Origin of the sequence: Sediminibacterium sp. (assembly GCF_030695065.1) — a bacterium.
In the GTDB taxonomy this organism is placed as follows: domain Bacteria; phylum Bacteroidota; class Bacteroidia; order Chitinophagales; family Chitinophagaceae; genus Sediminibacterium.
In genome coordinates this window covers 465,954-485,864 of sequence record NZ_JAUYTR010000016.1, presented here as the reverse complement: position 1 = coordinate 485,864, position 19,911 = coordinate 465,954, and the positions used below count along the sequence as shown (strand labels likewise).

Sequence of the window (19,911 nt, the reverse complement as noted above, 5' to 3'; positions counted from 1 at the left end):
CTGTTAAGCCAGCAGGTTGAGTAAGAGAATAGTTAGTAGCAGCAGAACCAGATAATGTGTATCCAGTTACAGTTACCGCTTTACCAGTACCCACATTTGCATCAGCAAAAGTTGAAGTAGCAGTTCCAGCTAAAGATACATCAGCCAAATCAGCAGTTTCAACACCAACTAAGGCAGCAGTTCCTGTTAAAGATGCAGCATTAGTTGCATTGTATACTTTATTACTTGCGGTTAAACCAGAAATGGTTAAAATTTTGGTATTAACAGTACTTGTAGGAATTGCAACTGTATTATTTGTTGCACCTTCTGCCAATGTAATATTACCTCCAGTAACACTTCCAGCATTTATACCACTTGGCATTAATACGTAAATGGTTACAGCAGGGGTAACATCGCCTGATCCGTCCGTGTTTACAACAACTGAAGAACCAAAACCACTTCCTGAAGTCAAAGAAACTTGAAAGTTAGTAGGTGCAGTAATTGTAACAGGAGAGGAAGCTGTTAATCCTGTAGCAGTAAAAGTAAAAGTTTGTTCCCCTGATGCAGATCCATACGTAGCAGTAAAAGCTGTAATAGAACCTGATGGAGTAATACTTTGAGCAATCAAAACATTACCAACAAACAGAAGAAAAAAGGGCATCAAAATTTTGAGTAAAATTTTTGATTTCATGAGCCTAGTTTTTGTTTAAAATATTCATATCAATAATTAATATGTTCAAAAAAACCAGAAAATAGTTAGGGGGATACGGATCGCTGGTATAAAATGAACACAGATATGAACATAAAAGTAGTTAAACATTTCTAAAAATTGTAATCAATTCCTCATTTGGTATCAAAAAATCAACATTTCTCATTTTGGGAATTTTGGTTTAAATCTAGACTAAGCTTGTTATAGAATAAAAAATGGCTATGTGTTTGATATTAGTGTTGTTGCACTAGTATTACAATAAATATAAAATATTCATTATCAAGCGATTAAATTTTAATACTCTATTAGACGAATTGCTAAAACATTAAGAAAACAAAATCTTGGAAACCAAACTATCTCAAAAAAGGATAAAAAAAATGTGGATAACTTTTTTAAATGTTTTTTAATATTCAATCAAATGTCACAATTTGGTCAAGACCTGCATATTTCAAGTTTGAATAGTTATAGCACTTAGATTTGTCTTCTTAAACCAGTCCCCTTGAGGAAATTATTATTTATTCTACTTACTTCATTATTATTTAAGCAGTCAATTGCCCAAGATTTTGGCTCTCAGCTAGATCCAATAACAGTAACAAGCTCATTTTATGAAACAAGGGCTTCTAAAACTGGTAGAAATATTACAGTTATTACCGCAAAAGACATTGCTCAACTTCCTGTTAGAACACCAGATGAATTATTGCGATTCTTGCCTGGGATAGATGTGCAGAGTAGAGGAGCATTTGGCGCACAAAGCGATATCAGTATGAGAGGAGGTACTTTTCAACAAGTATTAGTCATTTTAGATGGACTAAGATTGAATGATCCTAATACAGGGCATTTTAGTGGGTATATTCCCGTAGTCTTAGATGAAATTGAAAAGATTGAAATTTTAAAAGGGGCATCTTCCGGAATTTTTGGTTCTGATGCGGTTGGTGGAGTTATCTATATCACAACCAAAACTTTTTCACAAAAAAAACAAACAGGTAATAATGGGGTAGTACAATTGGCAACAGGTGATTTGGGTTTATTGAGCACTTCAGGATATTTTAGTTCCAACAAAAACAATCAACAATTTCAAGTTTCTGCATTAAGAAATAGTGCCGATGGTCCTCAGCAGAGAGGAATTTCAGGCTATATGAAAGAACAAGCATTTTCATTGGCTTACAGTAAAAAAAATAAATATTGGGAAACCGCTTTTAGAACAGCATACAATGATAGAGAATTTGCTGCACAAAATTTCTATACATCGTTTGCGTCTGATACAGCAGTAGAGCGAGTGAAAATATTTTGGAATCAATTTAATGCGCAGTACCAAAAAAATAAAGATCAAGTCATCATATATGCGGGCTTTAAAAATACGGAAGACAATTACCAATTCAGTTCTATATCTTCTGCCAACTCAAGCTTTTCTAATTTATTTCAATTGAATAGTTTGTATTTGCGCAATCAAAGTGATCAAACTAAGTACACTATTGGTGCACAGTATATAGGAAGAAATATTCGTTCAAACGATCGCGGTAATCATACGGTTCAACAATTTGCAGTATATGGAATTTGGCAACAAATATTTAATAAAAAATTGATTGCGAATACTTCTTTAAGAACAGAATATGCATCAAATGGGGGATGGATATTTATTCCGCAAATGAACTTGTCGTATCAGTTGAATCAATTACAGTTAAGAGCAAGTGCAGGGTATGCTTATAGAAATGCTGACTTTACTGAATTGTATAACAACTATAATAGAACAGGTATACGAAGTGGCTCAATTGGTAATCCTAATTTAAATCCTGAGAAGAGTTTTAATTATGAGGTTGGTTTCGATTGGATTACAACTGCCGATAGTAAAATTTCGTTCAGTGCATTCAGCAGAAATAGCAGGGATTTAATTGATTGGACACTTACTCCTTACGCAGATATGCCAAGAAAAGAAAATTTAGTAGTTGCTGGAAATTATTTGTTGGCTAAAAATCAAAGTAATATACAAGTTGATGGAATTGAAGTGGATTATTTGTTGGATAAAAAAATGAATGCAACAAATTCAATAAAAATCAAGTCTGGATTCATTTGGATAAATACAAAAAATAAAAATGGGCCGTTGAGTTTTTATCTTTCATCGGCTCCAAAATTTTTGGCAAATTTTGCAACCACATTTTCAACCAAACAAATTGATTTTAATTTAACAGGTTTATATAAAAGTAGAAATGGACAAACTGCCAATCCAATTTTACTTCCTATTAGTAACGACTATTTTGTAATGAACGCTAAAATAAATTTTCGATTTAATAAAGTAAAACATATTGTATTTATTCAAGCTGATAATTTATTCAATAGCACCATCAATGATTTTATAGGAGCACCTTTACCGGGAAGGTGGTTGCAAGCTGGCGCAAGATTATTTTTTAATTAAGCTGCCATTTCCTTTAATGCAGTTACAAATTTATCCAACTCTTCTAATGTGGTGAATACATTAGGCGTAATTCTGCATCCATGCACGCCAGCACCATCTATAGCTACTGTATAGATATTGTATTTCTTAAGCAGGGTTTCTGCCATATCAGCTGGCTTTAATCCCTTTATGCCCACATTGGCAATAGCACAAGACCGTTTACTTTCAGTAGGAGTATTTAAAATAATATTGGGTGTCGTAGCAATTTTTGAAGTCCAATATTCTTGTAAATACCTTAAGCGTTCTTCTTTATTTGCTGCACCTAATTTATTATGAAAATCAATGGCAAATTGCAATGCTAAATAGGTATGTACAGGGTTGGTTCCAAAATGATTTAAACGATTAATACCTTTTACAGATTCATTTTCTGCAATCAATGGCCATATTTTAGATTGATGTTCTTTTTTAACATAGAGTACGCCAACACCCAATGGTACTGCCAGCCATTTGTGTAAACTTGCACCATAATAATCGCACCCCAATTCCTTTATATTAAATTGAATTTGAGCAACAGCATGTGCTCCATCTACCATGACTTCTACACCGTACTTGTGTGCCATATCGCAAATCTTTTTTACAGGTAATATTTGACCTGTAATATTGATTATATGGCAAATCATAATCAATTTTGTTTTGTTGGTAATTGCTTTTTCATAAACTGCTACAATTTCTTCATCCGTCTTCGGAATATTAGGAACAGATACCATTTTATTTACAACTCCATACCTATTCGCTACTTGTTTAAACATATCAATCATAGCACCGTAATCTTGTTCTGCAAAAATGGCTTCATCTCCTGATTTCCATGGATAACCACTGATGACTAAGTCTAAAGATTCTGTTGTATTTCTAGTTAAAACAATTTCTTCTTCGGTACCTCCTAAAAACTGAGCAATTAATTTATTTTGAGCTGCACGCTCTTTGAATTGTCTGGTTCGCATGTAAAAAGAAGCGTGGTAATTCACTTCTTTAATAATGGACAAATAATTAGTTAGTGTTTCTTCTGGAAGCATATTGTAATAGCCACTTTCCAGATTAATATAATCGGGTTTTATTTTATATAAGCTACGAACTGATTTCCAAAAGTTTTCATCTTTACTTACAATAGCTGCTGGGCCAATTGGATTGATTTCAAAATTGGTTGTCATTGATTTTCCTAACTGTGGCAAACCCAATCCTGCTAACGTGATACTTTTTAAAAAGGTTCTTTTGTGCATAAAAAAAATATATGAATACTGAAGTTAAGATTATAAATCATTGTGCATTCATGTTTTCCTTAATTTCATTCCATGAGAGTTTTCTTATTTATTGCATTTTTTTTCTACAACAGAATTGATTTAGTAAATGCACAAGCATTACCTATTTACAAAAGCCCTGTTTATACAACTGAACAGCGGGTAGCTGATTTAATTAAGCGGATGACTCCCACAGAAAAATTCTGGCAACTATTTATGATTCCCGGTGACTTAGGCACTAATCCGGGCTTATATAAGAATGGTATTTTTGGCTTCCAAGTAAGTGCCGTGTCTTCACAAACTGGAGTTGGGGAACAATTAGTGCAATACAATACCAGAGAAAATGCTTTATTGCTTGCTCAAAAAATTAATCAAATACAACGATATTTCGTCAATGAAACTAGATTAGGAATTCCGTTTATTCCTTTTGACGAAGCATTACATGGTTTAGTTAGAAATGGGGCAACTGCATTTCCACAATCAATTGCTTTGGCAGCAAGCTTTGATACATCGCTCATGACAGCTGTGTCTGCAGCTATTGCCATTGAAACCAAAGCCAGAGGTATACGTGATATACTTTCTCCCGTGCTTAATATAGCTACCGATGTAAGGTGGGGTAGGACAGAAGAAACATATGGAGAAGATCCTTTTTTAGTAACACAAATGGCTGCTGCCTATTTGCGTAGTTTTGAAACAGCAGGTATAGTTACAACACCCAAGCATTTTATTGCTAATGTTGGTGATGGTGGAAGGGATAGTTATCCCATTGAGCTGAGTGAGTCTTTTTTAAATGAAGTGCATTTTCCTCCATTTAAACATGCTGTTCAACATATAGGGGCAAGGTCTATAATGACTTCATACAATTCAGTAAATGGGGCTGCGAGTTCAGCTAATAATTGGCTTTTAAATAAAAAACTAAAACAAGAATGGGGGTTTAAAGGTTTTGTAATTTCAGATGCAGGAGCAGTTGGTGGTACTACCGTTTTGCACCATACAACCAAAGATTATCCAGCATCAGGAGCAGCTGCATTAATAAATGGATTGGATGTTATTTTTCAAACCAATTATGACCACTACAAATTATTTATTCCGCCATTTTTAGATGGAACAATTTCACAAGAACGAATTGATGATGCTGTAGCTCGAGTATTAACGGTAAAATTTCAGTTAGGACTTTTTGACAATCCTTATGTAGACGAAACAATTGCTTCAGAATGGGTGAACGCCACAAAGCATAAATCAATTGCTAAGGTAGCAGCTGTTAAAGGAACAGTTCTATTAAAGAATTCAAACAATATATTGCCATTGAATAGTGAGATTAAAAAGATTGCAGTTTTTGGAAAAGAGGCAATTGATGCTCGTTTAGGTGGATATAGTGGACCAGGAAATGGTATAGTGAATATATTGGAAGGATTAAGAAGAAGAGCTAATCGGGGTCAGCAAATATTTTATGCTGAAGGGGCAAGCATTAATTCTGAAACATTTTCTCTTGTTTCAGATGCTAATCTATTTATAGATGCTGCATTTAAAAATAAAGGGCTAACAGCTGAATATTTTAGTTCATTAACGCCAGGTGAATCACTACGAAAAACTAGACAAGTAAGCGTAATAAATGAATCATATACGTTCATGTCTCCTGATAGTAGTATAGCGTCAGATCACTATTCAATCAGGTATACAGGTTTTTTAACACCCGATAAAACAGGCATATATGAACTTGGATTAGAAGGGAATGATGGCTACAGGCTTTATGTAAATAACCAATTATTAATTAATCAATGGGCTAAAGTTTCTTATAGAAGAGCAACAACCAAAATTCAATTAGAAAAAGGGAAAAGCTATGCATTGAAAGTAGAGTTTTTTGAATCTAAGGGGAATGGTAAAATTAAGTTTTTATGGAAGCAATCATTAATGGATAGTTCAGTCACGAAAATTAAACAAGCAGTTGAATTAGCAAAAAAAGTTGATGTCAACATTATTGTAGCAGGAATTAGCGAGGGGGAATTTCAAGATAGATCTTCACTTAGGTTACCGGGAAATCAAGAAGATTTAATACAAGCAGTTGCTGCCACTGGTAAGCCTGTAGTGGTTTTATTAGTTGGCGGAAGTGCCATAACCATGCAAAAATGGATAGATAAAGTTAATGGAGTTATGATGGTGTGGTATCCAGGCGAAGAGGCTGGTAACGCAATTGCAGCACTACTTTATGGGGATGAAAATCCTGCGGGAAGATTGCCAATCAGTTTCCCACAATCTGAAGGACAATTACCGTTGGTGTATAACCATAAACCTACTGGAAGGGGAGACGATTACAATGATTTAAGTGGAGAGCCATTATTCCCATTTGGATATGGGTTAAGTTATACCAAATTTCAATACAGTAATTTGACGTTTACTAAAGACATATTGAGTGGGAATGATACAATTAAAGTTAGCCTAGATATCACTAATATAGGTAATAAGTTAGGCGATGAAGTTGTACAAATGTATATGAGAGATGAATTGTCTTCTGTTGCAACACCAGTTCTATCTTTAAAAGCTTTTAGTAGAGTACAATTGAAACCCGGTGAAAAGAAAACGGTTGAATTTGATGTTGATAAAACTATGCTGTCATTAATAAATGAAGCCGGTGAGCAAGTTTCTGAAGCGGGTGTATTTAGAATAATGATTGGCCCAAATAGTAAAGAACTATTGTTGAAAAAGAACCTTATATATACTATAAAATAAAGCTCAAAGAATCTACCATTTTCGTAACTTAACAAAACAAAAATTGTTAATGAGATTCTTTTTAATTTTTTCTGCTTTTTTTTTAATGTTTAATTTATTCGCTCAAGATAACTATCCTACACCTCCATTAACGGAGAATAGATTATTTTATATTCAGCATAGTAAAAATTTCAATACCTATGTATATGATGCTAATTTTTTACTTCCCAATTATTTAAACGAAAAAGAGCCGGTTAATATATATAGAATAGTATACACTGAAGGTGGAATAAAAAAATCATTAACAACTTTTCAGCGTAAATTGGCTTATGGAATAGAGGCGTCTAAAATTTCGCAGAATATTTATAAGCTAAAGTTGGTTGCTTATTCAGGCTTTCAATTAATAATGAAAATAGGGCAGGATGGTAAGGCATTTGTTGAAACAACTGTAAATAATCAAACAATAATTTTAACTCGAATGTTCCTTAAAATGAAAGAGGGTCGAAGTGATTTTAATCCTAAACTTGAGTATGTTTTATTTTACGGGTTCGATAATTACGGTAACAAAACGAGCTTTCGATTTGTTCCGTCATAAATATTATTATGTCTTTTAAATTATTATATACTTCCATTTTTTTATGCTTTATATTATCTGCTGAAGCCCAATTAAATTTGCCAGTTGCATTATATGCACAGCATAATCAATCCATTTTTAATATAAAGGAACGTATCTATAGTAAAATTTATGTTCGATCTTCCAAAGGCTTGCATATGCAGCCATTGAATATTTATGTTGACTGGTATACAGCCGAAGGAACTTTGTTGGTTCATCAAATATATCTTACCAAATTTGGCGGAGCTGAAGCTAGTTTTGAAATTCCAGTTGATTATCCATTTGCTTTTTTGCGTATGCGAATGTACACACTAGAGAATTTAAAGCTATTACCCAATTATCAGTTTTCTGATCAAATTATTTTTGTAAACCAAAAATCTAATTTCAGTCAAAAGCAAATTCCAGAGAGTATTAACTCGAATTCAGTAAAGTTGCAATCTGATGAAGCAATCACGGTAAAAAAAGTGTTTTCATCATTTAGTACTAAAGGAAGAAATGAATGGCTTATAGAAAATAAGGGGAAGGATTTTATGAATTTATCCCTTTCTATTACTGAAGAGGAAAGTTTTGAACCACCTATGTACAACATTCTTCAACATTTTAAAAGTCCCAACTTAACTAGTCAACATCCCAAGTCAGATTACTATGATGCTTTTGTTCAAGTGAGAGGTCAACTTAAATTAGCTGATTTGAATTCCGAGAATGCGAACTTGGTTTTTTCATTATTTAAAAGAGGGCAAATGCCTATAATAGATCAAGTGCCATTAGCTTCAGATGGCAGTTTTTCAATTGATAGGTTAATATTTACTGATTCTGCACAATTGTCTTTGCAATTGGATTATAGAGGGAAGCGAAACCAAAAGATTGAATTGTCTTACCAACAATTAGGCTTATTTAAAACAGCCCCTTTATATGCATTTAATTTTTTGGATTCCTTACCTGTATTTTATCCTAGGGTAAAACAAGCAAGCTGGACGAATTATCAAAAGCAAGATGAGAATGAAGTGGTGGTTTATGCCAAATCCAAATCTGCACTTGAGCTACTTGAAGACAAATATGCTACAGGACTTTTTAAAGGGGGCGATGCAATAGATTTTAACATGATGTTACCGAACGTACGATCATTTCCTACCTTATTTCATTTTTTGCAAGGGAAAGTGCCTGGGTTGCAAATATTTTTTCAAAGTGCTACATCTACCCAGGCAATTGACTCTGCTGTAACCGCTGGACGAAAAGAAGAAGAGTCGGGAATATTTGGCACCCCTAAGTTTTCTTGGAGGTCAAACCAAGATCAGATTAAGTTTTTTCTGAATCAAGTTCCTGTTTCAGTGGATGCGTTATTGCAGTTGCCAATGGCTGATATTGCCTATATCAAAGTTTTTAGGCCTCCATTTCTGGGTGCTGGAATGGGGGCACCCAATGGTGCTATTGCTGTTTACACAAAGCAAGGAGATGAAGCAGATTATGTTCCTAAAAAATCTAAGCTTACTAGATTTATGCTGCAAGGTTATACTAACCCTTTTCCTTATTTATCGCCTGATTATTCTTCTGAAAAAAAGAGAGCTGTTATAGATAAACGCAAAACTCTTTTATGGGTACCAACTATACATTTGAATCATGATAGCCCTGATCAACGAATTATTTATTATAATAATGATAGAAGCAAAAAGCATCGAATAATTATAGAAGGCGTGAAGCAAAACGGAGATTTAATTAGAAAAGAATGGATAGTTGAGTAAAAGTCTACAACTTATTTTGAGAATATTAATGTTTGGATTATATTTGCAGCCCCTTAGGGGTATGGCTGCGTAGCTCAACTGAATAGAGCATCTGACTACGGATCAGAAGGTTTTAGGTTTGAATCCTAACGCGGTCACTCAAAGCCACTGTAACAACTGTTATGGTGGCTTTTTTTATTCGTCATTTTATTGTAAAATCTAATATTAAGTTTTTCTTAAGAGGTTGTTTCCACGGAATTGTAGTAATTTTGGACCATAAAACCATTTTGGTCTAAAAGTTTATGGTAAAAGAAGAGATTTTCAAAGAAGACATTATTCGGGAGGCACAGAAGCTATTCCAAACCTATGGTCTTAAGAAAACCACTATGGAAGATATTGCCAAAGCTTTAGGCAAGGGTAAAAGCACCCTTTATTATTATTATCAAAGTAAGGAGCAAATTTTTGAGGAAGTACTCCAAAAAGAACTTCAAGAGGTTTTTATTCAAACCCAATTTGCCGTTGAAACAGTCCATTCTGCCGAAGAAAAATTAAAGATTTTTGCTGTCACTAGAATTAAGGTGCTTAGCAATATGTTGAACTTATATCGCTTGGTATGTGGTGATTTTGTTGAACACGCTTCATGCGCGAAAGGTTTGTTTAATGAATATTCTCAAAAGGAAATCAACCTGATTAAGTCCATTTTAGAATTCGGCATCAACAGCGGTGAGTTTAATAAAGCGCTTGAACAGGAGATGGATTTATTACCCTCTGTAGTGGTTAGTAGTATCAGAGGCATCGAGCGTGATTTTTTTAATGATAAATTGATTGGATTGGAGCATCGAATTGGTGCAATTTCTAATCTGATGGTAAATGGATTAAAGAATAAATAGTACAATATAAAAGAACACAGAATATGAAACAAAACATCGCCCCTGCAGAAGGGAAATTGGGCATCTTGATTCCTGGTTTAGGTGCCGTAGGTACAACCATGATAGCTGGTGTAATTGCAGTAAATAAAGGCTTATCTCAGCCAGTTGGTGCTTTAACCCAAATGGGAAATATTCGTCTTGGGAAAAGAACAGAGAATCGTTATCCCTTAATTAAAGACTTTGTGCCTTTGGCAAATTTAACGGATATCGTTTTTGGTGGATGGGATGTCTATGCAGACAATGTTTTTGAAGCTGCTGCAAACGCAAAAGTATTAGAGCCAATGTTGTTGCACGCAGTTAAGCCAGAATTGGAAGCAATTAAGCCAATGAAAGCTGTTTTTGATCGTGAGTATGTAAAGAATTTAGATGGTACTCATATAAAAGAAGGGAAGTCTAAATACGATCTTGCAGAGCAAGTAATTAATGATATAGAGCAGTTCAAAAAAGACAATGGATGCTCAAGAGTGGTGATTGTATGGTGTGGTTCAACTGAGAAATATATTGAAACTTCTGCTGTTCATGAAACACTTGAAGCTTTTGAAGCTGGTTTACATAATAGTGACCCCGCTATTGCTCCAAGTATGATTTATGCTTACGCTTCTCTTAAGTTAGGTATACCATTTGCTAATGGTGCGCCCAACTTAACAGTTGATATACCTGCTTTAGAGGAATTGGCAAAACAAACCCAAACTCCCATTGCAGGCAAAGACTTTAAAACTGGCCAAACTTTAATGAAGACCGTTTTAGCTCCTGGTTTACATGCAAGAGCTTTAGGAATTAGAGGGTGGTTTTCCACTAATATTTTAGGCAATAGAGATGGTTTAGTATTAGATGATCCAGATAATTTCAAAACTAAAGAAGTATCTAAACTAAGTGTATTAGAAGATATATTACAACCTGAAATTAATCCTGCTTTATATGGAGATTTATACCATAAAGTTAGAATTAACTATTACCCTCCTCATGGTGACAATAAAGAGAGTTGGGATAATATTGATATTTTTGGTTGGTTGGGTTATTCCATGCAAATCAAGATCAACTTCTTGTGTCGCGATTCTATTTTAGCTGCTCCAATTGTATTAGATCTTGCTTTGTTTATGGACTTAGCTAAGCGTTCGAATATGAGTGGAATACAAGAGTGGTTATCTTTCTACTTTAAGTCTCCACAAACATTACCAGGGTTAAGACCAGAGCATGATATATTCAAACAACTTATTAAGTTGCAAAATACTTTGCGTCATATTATGGGTGAAGATTTAATCACACATCTTGGACTAGATTATTACCAAGATGTTGTGGAAGCTCTATGATAAAATTACACCAAATACTGACCAGCTTTTTTGGGATTGGATTTATCTCAAAGGGGGGCGGAACCGTGGCAGCTATTGCAACATGCTTTATATGGTTTGTTGCAATAGCCGAGCCCAATTCTTTGCTTACTATTCTAATAACAATACTAGTTACACTATATGGTGTATGGGGTGCTAATCAAGTAGAAGCTAGTTGGGGTAAAGACAGCAGCAAAGTGGTTATTGATGAAGTTGCTGGGATGATGATTTCTTTATTGTTTGTTCCTATCACTGAAGTAAATCTACTAGTGGCTTTAATCTTGTTTCGATTTTTTGACATTACAAAGCCATTATTAATTCATAAGCTAGAAAATTGGCCAAAGGGTTGGGGTGTAATGGGTGACGATGTATTAGCTGGCATCTATAGCAATGTTGTTTTACAATTATTAATCTACTTTAATATATGGTAAAGCCTGTTTTCATAAAAGCCCAAGCTTCATCGCTTATTGCATCTGCTACTGACTTTGCTGTAACTGTTTTTTTGGTTGAAGTAATTCATTTGTTGGCAATTGTTGCTGCTGCTATTGGTACAATTACTGGTGGGGTAGTAAATTTTTTGTTGGGTAGGAATTGGGTATTTAAAGCAGGATCATCTCCAATTCCTAAACAAGCATTTCGCTATTTATTGGTTTGGATTGGTAGTTTTTTTTTGAATATAGTCGGTATGGCATTTATGATCAACTTAATTCATGCCAATTATATTTTTTCTAAAATATTAATATCCCTTTTAGTAGGTTTTTTTTACAATTACTTATTACAAGGTAAATACGTTTTTAAATAAATAGGGTCTATGAAAGACAAAATAGGTTTTAAAATATTTGCTTCATTATTAATGATGCTATTTATAACCACAATCAGTGCACAAGAAACGGTTGTTAAGGGGATTGTAGTTGACTCACTCACCAAACGTCCTTTACAAGGGGTTAGTGTGTTTTTTTTAAAAGGTAGAGGAGTGGTTACAGATAGCTTAGGCCGCTATATGATTATTACCAATACGTCCATCAATAAAGTTGTAGTGTCATCGGTAGGTTTTAGGCAAGTACAATTTACCGTTGGTAGGTACAAAATGCAGGAAATAAATATTGAATTAGGCCCAGATCCTGCGCTACTAACTAATGTAACAGTTAGTACAAATAAACGAGCTAAATATAGAAACAAAGACAATCCAGCTGTTGAGTTGATTCGTAATGTTATTGAAAATAGAGAAAATAATAGAACAGCCAGTTATGATTACGTGGAATATGAACAATACGAAAAAATTCAGGCCGCATTAAGTAATTCAAACGATAAAGTCACTAATTCTAAATTTCTTAAAAAGTATAATTTCTTATTTGAAAACAGAGATAGTTCTAAATTGAATGGCAAAATTTTGATGCCTATTTATATGGAGGAGCGTCTTTCAAAACAATATTTGCGAAAAGACCCTTCTGCAACTAAGTCTTTTATTTTAGGGGAGAAAAAAGTTAACTACGGAAGCTATATTGATAATGAAGGGTTAAGTTCTTTATTAAATCGTTTATACGAAAACATTGATATCTATGAAAATAATATTCCCATATTCGCTTATCAATTTTTGAGCCCCATCGCTAATGCCGCTCCAACTTTCTATATGTATTATATACGGGATACCATTACAGATGAGTATGGAACCAAGTTGGTGAAAATGTATTTTACTCCACGTAACACGAATGACTTACTTTTTAGAGGTAATATGTACATCACTTTAGATGGAAATTATGCTGTCCAGAAAATTAATATGTTTATCAGCAGAAATGCAAATATCAATTGGGTCAAAGAATTGTATGCTGATTTAGATTTTGAAAGGGGAGAAGATAAACGCTATCATTTAGTTAAGAGTAATCTGATGGCAGATATGGGTTTAAGTAAAAGCAGTACTAGTGGTGGTTTTTTTGGGGAACGTACTGTTTCATACAAAGGATTTACAACCAACAATAAACGGCCGGATAGTTTATATCAAGGCCCTTCAATAGTTAGAAATGACGAAGTAATTACAAAAATGCCTGATAGTTTTTGGATAGCTAAAAGACATAACCCTTTGACTGTTCCTGAATCTAAAGTTTACAGCAATATTGATAGTTTAGAAAAAATGCCTTCATTTAGAAGAACCATGGCATTGTTTACTTTATTATTTGCTGGTTACGGAAATTTAGGACCTGTAGAAATTGGACCAGTAAATACTTTCTATAGTTTTAATCCAGTAGAAGGATTCCGTTTGCGTGTTGGCGGTAGAACTACCCCGGCAATGAGTAAGCGTTTGTATTTTGAAACATATGGTGCATATGGTTTTAATGATAAACAATGGAAAGGTTTTTTAAGTGCAACTTATTCACTCAATAATAAGTCTATCTATACTTTTCCAATGAATTATATCAGGATTAGTGCCCAAAGTGATACCAAGATTCCTGGTCAAGATTTAGAGTTTGTACAAGAAGACAACTTCCTACTTTCATTTAAAAGAGGAAATAATGAACGTTGGTTGTATAACAATATTTATCAGGCTGAATTTGTAAAAGAATTCAAGAGCAGATTTTCTTATAGTATTGGGCTTAAAAATTGGCATCAACAACCTGCAGGAATTTTGACTTATACTAAAAGCAATAATGGTATTCCTGAAAACATTCAAAATGTAATTACTACAGAGTTAAATGCTCAAGTAAGATGGGCGCCCAATGAAAAATTCTATCAGGGTAAAATTTATCGTATACCCATTTTTACAAAATACCCCATTTTTACATTAAGTGCCGCTGCTGGTGTTAAAGGATTTTTGGGTGGACAATACAATTACCAAAAACTTGATTTAAGAATAGAGAAGCGTAATTACATGGGCAGATTGGGTTATGCAGATGCTACATTAGAAGGCGGTTATACATTTGGTCAAGTTCCTTTTCCTTTGTTAACGGTGCATAGAGCCAACCAAACTTTTGCCTATCAGTTGAACTCTTACAATATGATGAATTTCTTAGAATTTGTAAGTGATCGCTATGCATCATTTACATGGGTTCAGCATTTTATGGGTATAGTTTTTAATAGAATTCCATTATTAAAAAAGTTGAAATTTAGAGAAGTTGCTTCTTTTAAAATTTTATATGGGGGGGTAAGAAATGAAAACAATCCAGTGTTGAATCCTTCCTTGTTTGCCTATCCAACTATTAATGGGGTTACTTCAACTTTTGCCTTAGATCCGGCGAAGCCATATATAGAAACAAGTGTTGGTGTAGAAAATATATTGAATATTTTAAGGGTAGACTTTGTAAAAAGATTGAGTTATTTAGACAATCCGGGCATATCACCTTATGGGATTAGAACAAGATTTAGGTTTGATTTTTAAATTGAATTCGTCCTTATTCAAGAATGCGTTAAATAAAATTATTAATGAACCAGCCAAAGCCCAAATTTAGAGACAAAGCACAACAAATGATCTATGTGGTCATTAACCCACTGGTTAAGTTTTTAATCAAATTAGGATTAACTCCCAATGCAGTTACATTAATTGGCTTGTTATTGAATATTTTAGTTACAGCTATTTTTATTGAAGGAGCAGAGAAAGGCCATAGAGGGGAATTAAGTTATATAGGTTGGGCAGGGGCAATGGTTTTATTTGCCGGTGTTTTTGATATGTTGGATGGACAAGTAGCAAGGCTCGGAAAAATGTCATCTTCTTTTGGGGCATTATTTGATTCAGTATTAGATAGATACAGTGAGTTAGTATTATTTTTAGGCATATGTTATTACCTTATCTCTCATCATTATTTCTATAGTTCCTTATTTGCTTTTATTGCTATGATTGGTTCTTTGATGGTAAGCTATACCAGAGCAAGAGCTGAAGGATTAGGAGTTGAATGTAAAGAAGGTTTAATGCAAAGGCCAGAAAGAGTAATAACCATTGGCGTTACTGCTATTGCATGTGGCATTACTTCGTATTTTATTGGCGGTGAGTACAAAGTTTATTTACCTGGAACAAGCGTGCAAATATTTGAGACTATTTCTGTATTTACGATTCCTTTGACTATTATGGCGATACTTACTAATTATACCGCTTTTAAAAGGTTGATTGATGCTAAAGCAGCGCTGGATTTAAAAGACAAGAATAAACAAGTTGATTAATTGCGTGTTGATTTAAAGATAAATTGAAAATGATTTTCGGAAGAATGAGAAAGTTTTATGTTTTACTTGGTTTTGTTTTAATGCAAATAAATGGGAATGCGAATACTTCTATTAATACTGAGCCGCAGGATACTTTCCCTGTTCCTGTTAATATAAAAAACCAGCTATTTTATTTGCAAAGAACTACCAATACCAATACGGTTGTTTATGCTTTAAATATCAACGAAAAAGGGGTGCTAGATGAGTCAACGCCAGTAAGAGTTTTTTGGATACGTTATCCAGAAGGAGGTATGCAGAAAGACTTGAACTTTATTCAAAAAGCATTTGCTTATGGAACCATTTCTAAGAAAAACAAAGATGGTACCTTTACCATTCAATTAGTGGCTTACAAGAAAAAGGAATTTATATTAAAGAAATCGGCTCTAGATAATACCTATAAATTATATACACTTATTAATAATAAAGAATCGGAAATTAAACGAATATTTATCAAGATAGATCCAGGCGGTACATTGTTTAATCCCAATATAGCTTATGTGGAAATGAAAGGGAAAGAGGCAAGCAACAATAAGCCTATCATGGAAAGATTCAAACCCTAATTGAAACGCAACTATGCCAATCAATAAAAAAAAGATAAAAGCATCTTTATTAGTACTACTTTTTTCGGTAGGTTATTTACTATTATCTTATTTTTTAATTGGGTTTAAAACGGACCAGTTGATTTTAGTAGGGCTTTTTAATTTCATGTATTATTTGTCTGCTGTAACAAGAAAATTTATTTTAGGATTTACTGTTTTCATTGTTTTCTGGATCATTTTCGATTACATGAAAGCCTTTCCTAATTATGAGTTCAATCCAGTCAGTATTAATGAACTATATCAATTAGAAAAAAGTTTTTTTGGATTTACATTTAATGGTTTTGTTGTTACACCCAACGAATATTGGTTACTTCAACATACCACTGCATTAGATATTATGGCGGGTATTTTTTATTTAAGTTGGATTCCAGTTCCATTAACTTTTGCTGGTATTTTATTTTTTTACAGAAAAAGGGAATTTTTCTATTTCTCTTTAACTTTTTTACTTGTCAATTTACTTGGCTTTTGCATTTATTATATATATCCCGCAGCCCCACCATGGTATGTACAGCAATATGGGTTCGATTTTATTCAACATACAAAAGGCAATACTGCTGGGCTTTCTAGGTTCGACGCCTATTTTGGCGTAGAAATATTCAAAGGATTGTACGAGAAAAGCTCTAATGTTTTTGCGGCTATGCCTTCTTTGCATTCATCTTATCCATTAATTGTGTTGTATTACGGTATTCGCAACAAGTTGGGTTGGATCAATTTTTTATTGGCTACTATAACAATTGGAATTTGGTTTGCTGCTGTTTACAGTAGTCACCATTATATTTTAGATGTACTTGCGGGTATTGTTTGTGCACTTTCTGGAATTTGGTTATTTCAAAAAATATTACATACCAAAGGATGGGTTCATAATGCAATTGAAAAAGCGGTGAAAGCACTTAGTTAAAAGGTGCGCAAATTCTTTTTGCTATTGGTACTAAAAGAAAAGGAAATACAAATGCAGCAATTACATCAATTGTGTAATGTACATGCTGTACCAATACCAATATTCCAACTATAATTGCCCCTACAAAAACGATAACTTGATCTCTTTTTTTTCTTAAACACAATGCTAAACAAACAAGGGTTGCTGTATGGCCAGAAAAGAATAAGTCTTTAGTTATGAATTTTGCTCCATAAAAACTGTTGGTAATTGGATCTATCAATTCTATTAAGTTATTGGGTGGCTCTAAAGGAACCAAATAAATGCTGATTATTCTTGATATGGATAGAATATTAAATCCCCATAAAATTAAAAGCATTAATGCTGGGTCTTTAAAACTTTTTATTAAATACCACAAACTTAAAGACCATATAATAATAAATGTTGGAATAGATACATTGGCACTTAGTATGAAGTCTAAAACAAGGTCATTTAATTCAATACCTTTTCTAGATTCAATAAAAGCAAAATAATAGGGGAGGAAAGCAATTAATAAAACCAGTAACAACAATCCACCTGCCAACTTATTGCGAAATGATTTATTTCGTAAATATTGGCTCCAAAGCATCTTAGTCATTCGGCAAAAGTAGGGCTAGTAATGCCAACGAACAAATGCTTCCATGGCAGCATATTTGGTCATGCCTAATTCAGCATATAAGTTGGCTGTATTTGCGTTTCTGTCTTCTGCTCTTTGCCAGAACTCCCTATTGTCAGCACCTTGAAATGGAACCATGTCTTTTTGCGATTGATGAATAAATATCCCGAAACGTTTTTTCTTTACTTGGTCTGGACTCATTGGAATGGCCATTTCAATTTCTGCAATATCCCATTCTTGCCATGCACCTTTATAAAGCCAAACCCAGCAGTCTTTAACCCAATCATCACCGGCAGCTTTAATTCGCTTAAGGGCCTCAAAAACGGCTTCTAAACATACCCTATGAGTGCCATGAGGATCTGCTAAATCTCCCGCACAATAAACCTGATGGGGTTTTAATTTCCTAAGCAATTCCATGGTGATCAAAATATCTTCTTCGCCCAACGGCTTTTTTTCAATGGTGCCTGTTTCGTAAAAAGGCATATTCATAAAATGCCAACGGCCTTCTGGTAATCCTACATATCTGCAGGTTGCTTTGGCTTCACCTCTTCTGATCAAACCCTTAACGGCCCTGATTTCTCTAGTGTCCATTTGGTCTTTCTTCTTTGAAGAAATAAATTGTTCGGCTGAGGAAAGTTGTTCTATACTTTTGCTATTATCCATTCCAAACATTTCTTCAAAGCCAACAGCAAAGTCTATAAAACGGGTAACAAATTCGTCTGTTACTGCAATGTTTCCACTTGTTTGATAAGCTACATGTACTTCATGACCTTGATCGTGTAAACGCATAAATGTTCCACCCATACTTATAATATCATCATCTGGATGTGGCGAAAAAATTAAACAACGTTTAGGATGTGGTTCAGATCTTTCTGGGTGAGCGGGAATAACTGCATTGGGTTTTCCACCAGGCCATCCTGTAATGGTATCCCTTAGCATGTAAAATACTTGTAGGTTTATCTCGTATGCATCATCTTGTTCTACTAATAAATCAGACAAACCATTTTCGGTATAATCTAAGCTAGTTAAGCTTAATACCGATTTATTGAGCTTTAATGCAAGATTTACTACTGCTCTTTTAATCATGGCGTTAGTCCACACACAATCCCCAGTTAACCATGGCGATTTAATTCGGGTTAGTTCTGTTGAAGCTGCTTGGTCTATAACAAATGTGCAGTCGTTGTGTTGCTGTAAAATACTCGCAGGAATACTCTCTGTTACATTTCCTTCCACCGATTTTGATACAATACTTGCTTTGTTTCCCCAAGCTAATAATATAATTTTCTTAGCCTTTAAAATGCTGCTGATACCCATTGTAACAGCCAATCTGGGAACTTTAGTAATGGTTTCAAACTCATATGAATTAGCTAAACGTGTGCTGTTTTCTAAATTCACTAATCTTGTTTTAGACAAAATGCTCGACCCAGGTTCATTAAACCCAATATGTCCATTTTGTCCAATCCCCAAAATTTGTAAATCAATTCCTCCTGCAGCTTCTATTGCATGTTCATAAGAAGCGCAGTAATTTTTCATTTCCGCTTTTGGGGCATTCCCATTGGGTAAATGAATGTTTTTTGGATCAATATCAATATGGTTAAATAAGTTGCGATGCATAAAACTCCAATAGCTTTGGTATGCATCTTTATCTATTGGATAGTATTCGTCTAAATTAAAACTGATTACATTTTTAAAACTCAATCCATCCTCTCGGTGCATCCTTACTAACTCTGCGTACATTTTGATAGGGGTAGAGCCAGTTGCCATGCCTAATACAACCATTTCACCTTTAGAAGCTTTTTGTTTAATTAAATCGGCAATTTGTTGGGCTGCATAAACTGAACCCTCTAAAGCGGTTGGATAAATTTTCACTTCTATCTTCTCAAATGAGTCTACCATATTTAACTTGTTTTGCATGGCTAATATACGTTAAAG

Annotated in this window: 16 protein-coding genes and 1 tRNA gene; 13 read left to right on the top strand and 4 right to left on the bottom strand. The window is 34.0% G+C overall.

Annotation, left to right across the window (positions count from 1 at the left end; genetic code table 11):
- Window positions 1-670: YDG domain-containing protein (locus Q8S25_RS09045; RefSeq protein WP_305536950.1), on the bottom strand; the 670-nt coding region annotated here is incomplete at its 3' end.
- Window positions 671-1,187: 517 nt separating this feature from the next.
- Between Q8S25_RS09045 and Q8S25_RS09040 the strand changes: the two genes are divergently transcribed.
- The gene (locus tag Q8S25_RS09040; RefSeq protein ID WP_305536948.1) at window positions 1,188-3,098 is read left to right on the top strand and encodes a TonB-dependent siderophore receptor; all 1,911 of its coding nucleotides are present in this window, start codon (window positions 1,188-1,190) and stop codon (window positions 3,096-3,098) included.
- On the opposite strand, the gene Q8S25_RS09035 is transcribed toward Q8S25_RS09040, so the two are convergent.
- The gene (locus Q8S25_RS09035; RefSeq protein ID WP_305536946.1) at window positions 3,095-4,354 is read right to left on the bottom strand and encodes an aminotransferase class V-fold PLP-dependent enzyme; all 1,260 of its coding nucleotides are present in this window, start codon (window positions 4,352-4,354) and stop codon (window positions 3,095-3,097) included. The genes Q8S25_RS09040 and Q8S25_RS09035 overlap by 4 nt on opposite strands.
- Before the next feature lie 72 nt (window positions 4,355-4,426).
- Here Q8S25_RS09035 and Q8S25_RS09030 point away from each other — a divergent pair, with 72 nt between their 5' ends.
- The 12 genes from Q8S25_RS09030 to Q8S25_RS08975 all read left to right on the top strand — a co-directional run bounded on the left by Q8S25_RS09030 (window position 4,427) and on the right by Q8S25_RS08975 (window position 17,348).
- On the top strand, window positions 4,427-7,099 hold the full coding sequence (locus Q8S25_RS09030; RefSeq protein ID WP_305536944.1) for a glycoside hydrolase family 3 C-terminal domain-containing protein: 2,673 nt from the start codon (window positions 4,427-4,429) through the stop codon (window positions 7,097-7,099).
- 49 nt (window positions 7,100-7,148) lie between these two features.
- Window positions 7,149-7,673, top strand: a complete 525-nt coding sequence (locus Q8S25_RS09025) for a DUF4833 domain-containing protein (protein ID WP_305536942.1) — start codon at window positions 7,149-7,151, stop codon at window positions 7,671-7,673.
- Between the two features lie 8 nt (window positions 7,674-7,681).
- Window positions 7,682-9,430 carry a hypothetical protein gene (locus tag Q8S25_RS09020; RefSeq protein ID WP_305536940.1) on the top strand — a complete coding sequence of 583 codons (1,749 nt, stop codon included), beginning with the start codon at window positions 7,682-7,684 and terminating at the stop codon, window positions 9,428-9,430.
- A 63-nt stretch (window positions 9,431-9,493) separates the two neighbouring features.
- A tRNA-Arg gene (locus tag Q8S25_RS09015) sits at window positions 9,494-9,567 on the top strand.
- A gap of 144 nt (window positions 9,568-9,711) precedes the next feature.
- Window positions 9,712-10,299, top strand: coding sequence for a TetR/AcrR family transcriptional regulator (locus tag Q8S25_RS09010; protein ID WP_305536938.1), 588 nt, complete (start codon window positions 9,712-9,714; stop codon window positions 10,297-10,299).
- Between the two features lie 23 nt (window positions 10,300-10,322).
- A complete protein-coding gene (locus Q8S25_RS09005; protein WP_305536936.1) occupies window positions 10,323-11,648 on the top strand; it encodes an inositol-3-phosphate synthase in 1,326 nt (441 codons plus the stop codon).
- The gene (locus Q8S25_RS09000; RefSeq protein WP_305536935.1) at window positions 11,645-12,097 is read left to right on the top strand and encodes a phosphatidylglycerophosphatase A; all 453 of its coding nucleotides are present in this window, start codon (window positions 11,645-11,647) and stop codon (window positions 12,095-12,097) included. The genes Q8S25_RS09005 and Q8S25_RS09000 overlap by 4 nt, the downstream gene beginning before the upstream one ends.
- Window positions 12,091-12,468, top strand: a complete 378-nt coding sequence (locus Q8S25_RS08995; RefSeq protein WP_305536933.1) for a GtrA family protein — start codon at window positions 12,091-12,093, stop codon at window positions 12,466-12,468. The genes Q8S25_RS09000 and Q8S25_RS08995 overlap by 7 nt, the downstream gene beginning before the upstream one ends.
- 9 nt (window positions 12,469-12,477) lie before the next feature.
- Complete coding sequence (locus tag Q8S25_RS08990) at window positions 12,478-15,036, top strand: DUF5686 family protein (protein ID WP_305536931.1); 2,559 nt, start codon at window positions 12,478-12,480, stop codon at window positions 15,034-15,036.
- A 44-nt stretch (window positions 15,037-15,080) separates the two neighbouring features.
- Window positions 15,081-15,812, top strand: coding sequence for a CDP-alcohol phosphatidyltransferase family protein (locus Q8S25_RS08985; protein ID WP_305536929.1), 732 nt, complete (start codon window positions 15,081-15,083; stop codon window positions 15,810-15,812).
- A 44-nt stretch (window positions 15,813-15,856) separates the two neighbouring features.
- Window positions 15,857-16,411 carry a DUF4833 domain-containing protein gene (locus tag Q8S25_RS08980; RefSeq protein WP_305536927.1) on the top strand — a complete coding sequence of 185 codons (555 nt, stop codon included), beginning with the start codon at window positions 15,857-15,859 and terminating at the stop codon, window positions 16,409-16,411.
- 13 nt (window positions 16,412-16,424) lie between these two features.
- Complete coding sequence (locus Q8S25_RS08975) at window positions 16,425-17,348, top strand: phosphatase PAP2 family protein (protein ID WP_305536925.1); 924 nt, start codon at window positions 16,425-16,427, stop codon at window positions 17,346-17,348.
- On the opposite strand, the gene Q8S25_RS08970 is transcribed toward Q8S25_RS08975, so the two are convergent.
- Window positions 17,341-17,961 (bottom strand): phosphatase PAP2-related protein, encoded by a 621-nt coding sequence (locus Q8S25_RS08970; protein ID WP_305536923.1) that lies wholly within the window; start codon window positions 17,959-17,961, stop codon window positions 17,341-17,343. The two genes, Q8S25_RS08975 and Q8S25_RS08970, sit on opposite strands and share 8 nt — an antisense overlap.
- Window positions 17,962-17,976: 15 nt before the next feature.
- Window positions 17,977-19,893, bottom strand: a complete 1,917-nt coding sequence (gene nagB / locus Q8S25_RS08965; RefSeq protein WP_305536921.1) for a glucosamine-6-phosphate deaminase — start codon at window positions 19,891-19,893, stop codon at window positions 17,977-17,979.
- Window positions 19,894-19,911 lie beyond the last annotated feature (18 nt).

Excerpts from the sequence above, each read along its gene's own strand:
- Q8S25_RS09035 (WP_305536946.1), bottom strand. The coding sequence starts at position 4,354 with ATGCACAAAAGAACCTTTTTAAAAAGTATCACGTTAGCAGGATTGGGT.
- Q8S25_RS09030 (WP_305536944.1), top strand. The coding sequence starts at position 4,427 with ATGAGAGTTTTCTTATTTATTGCATTTTTTTTCTACAACAGAATTGAT.
- Q8S25_RS09025 (WP_305536942.1), top strand. The coding sequence starts at position 7,149 with ATGAGATTCTTTTTAATTTTTTCTGCTTTTTTTTTAATGTTTAATTTA.
- Q8S25_RS09020 (WP_305536940.1), top strand. The coding sequence starts at position 7,682 with ATGTCTTTTAAATTATTATATACTTCCATTTTTTTATGCTTTATATTA.
- Q8S25_RS09010 (WP_305536938.1), top strand. The coding sequence starts at position 9,712 with ATGGTAAAAGAAGAGATTTTCAAAGAAGACATTATTCGGGAGGCACAG.
- Q8S25_RS09005 (WP_305536936.1), top strand. The coding sequence starts at position 10,323 with ATGAAACAAAACATCGCCCCTGCAGAAGGGAAATTGGGCATCTTGATT.
- Q8S25_RS09000 (WP_305536935.1), top strand. The coding sequence starts at position 11,645 with ATGATAAAATTACACCAAATACTGACCAGCTTTTTTGGGATTGGATTT.
- Q8S25_RS08995 (WP_305536933.1), top strand. The coding sequence starts at position 12,091 with ATGGTAAAGCCTGTTTTCATAAAAGCCCAAGCTTCATCGCTTATTGCA.
- Q8S25_RS08990 (WP_305536931.1), top strand. The coding sequence starts at position 12,478 with ATGAAAGACAAAATAGGTTTTAAAATATTTGCTTCATTATTAATGATG.
- Q8S25_RS08985 (WP_305536929.1), top strand. The coding sequence starts at position 15,081 with ATGAACCAGCCAAAGCCCAAATTTAGAGACAAAGCACAACAAATGATC.
- Q8S25_RS08980 (WP_305536927.1), top strand. The coding sequence starts at position 15,857 with ATGAGAAAGTTTTATGTTTTACTTGGTTTTGTTTTAATGCAAATAAAT.
- Q8S25_RS08975 (WP_305536925.1), top strand. The coding sequence starts at position 16,425 with ATGCCAATCAATAAAAAAAAGATAAAAGCATCTTTATTAGTACTACTT.
- Q8S25_RS08970 (WP_305536923.1), bottom strand. The coding sequence starts at position 17,961 with ATGACTAAGATGCTTTGGAGCCAATATTTACGAAATAAATCATTTCGC.
- nagB (WP_305536921.1), bottom strand. The coding sequence starts at position 19,893 with ATGCAAAACAAGTTAAATATGGTAGACTCATTTGAGAAGATAGAAGTG.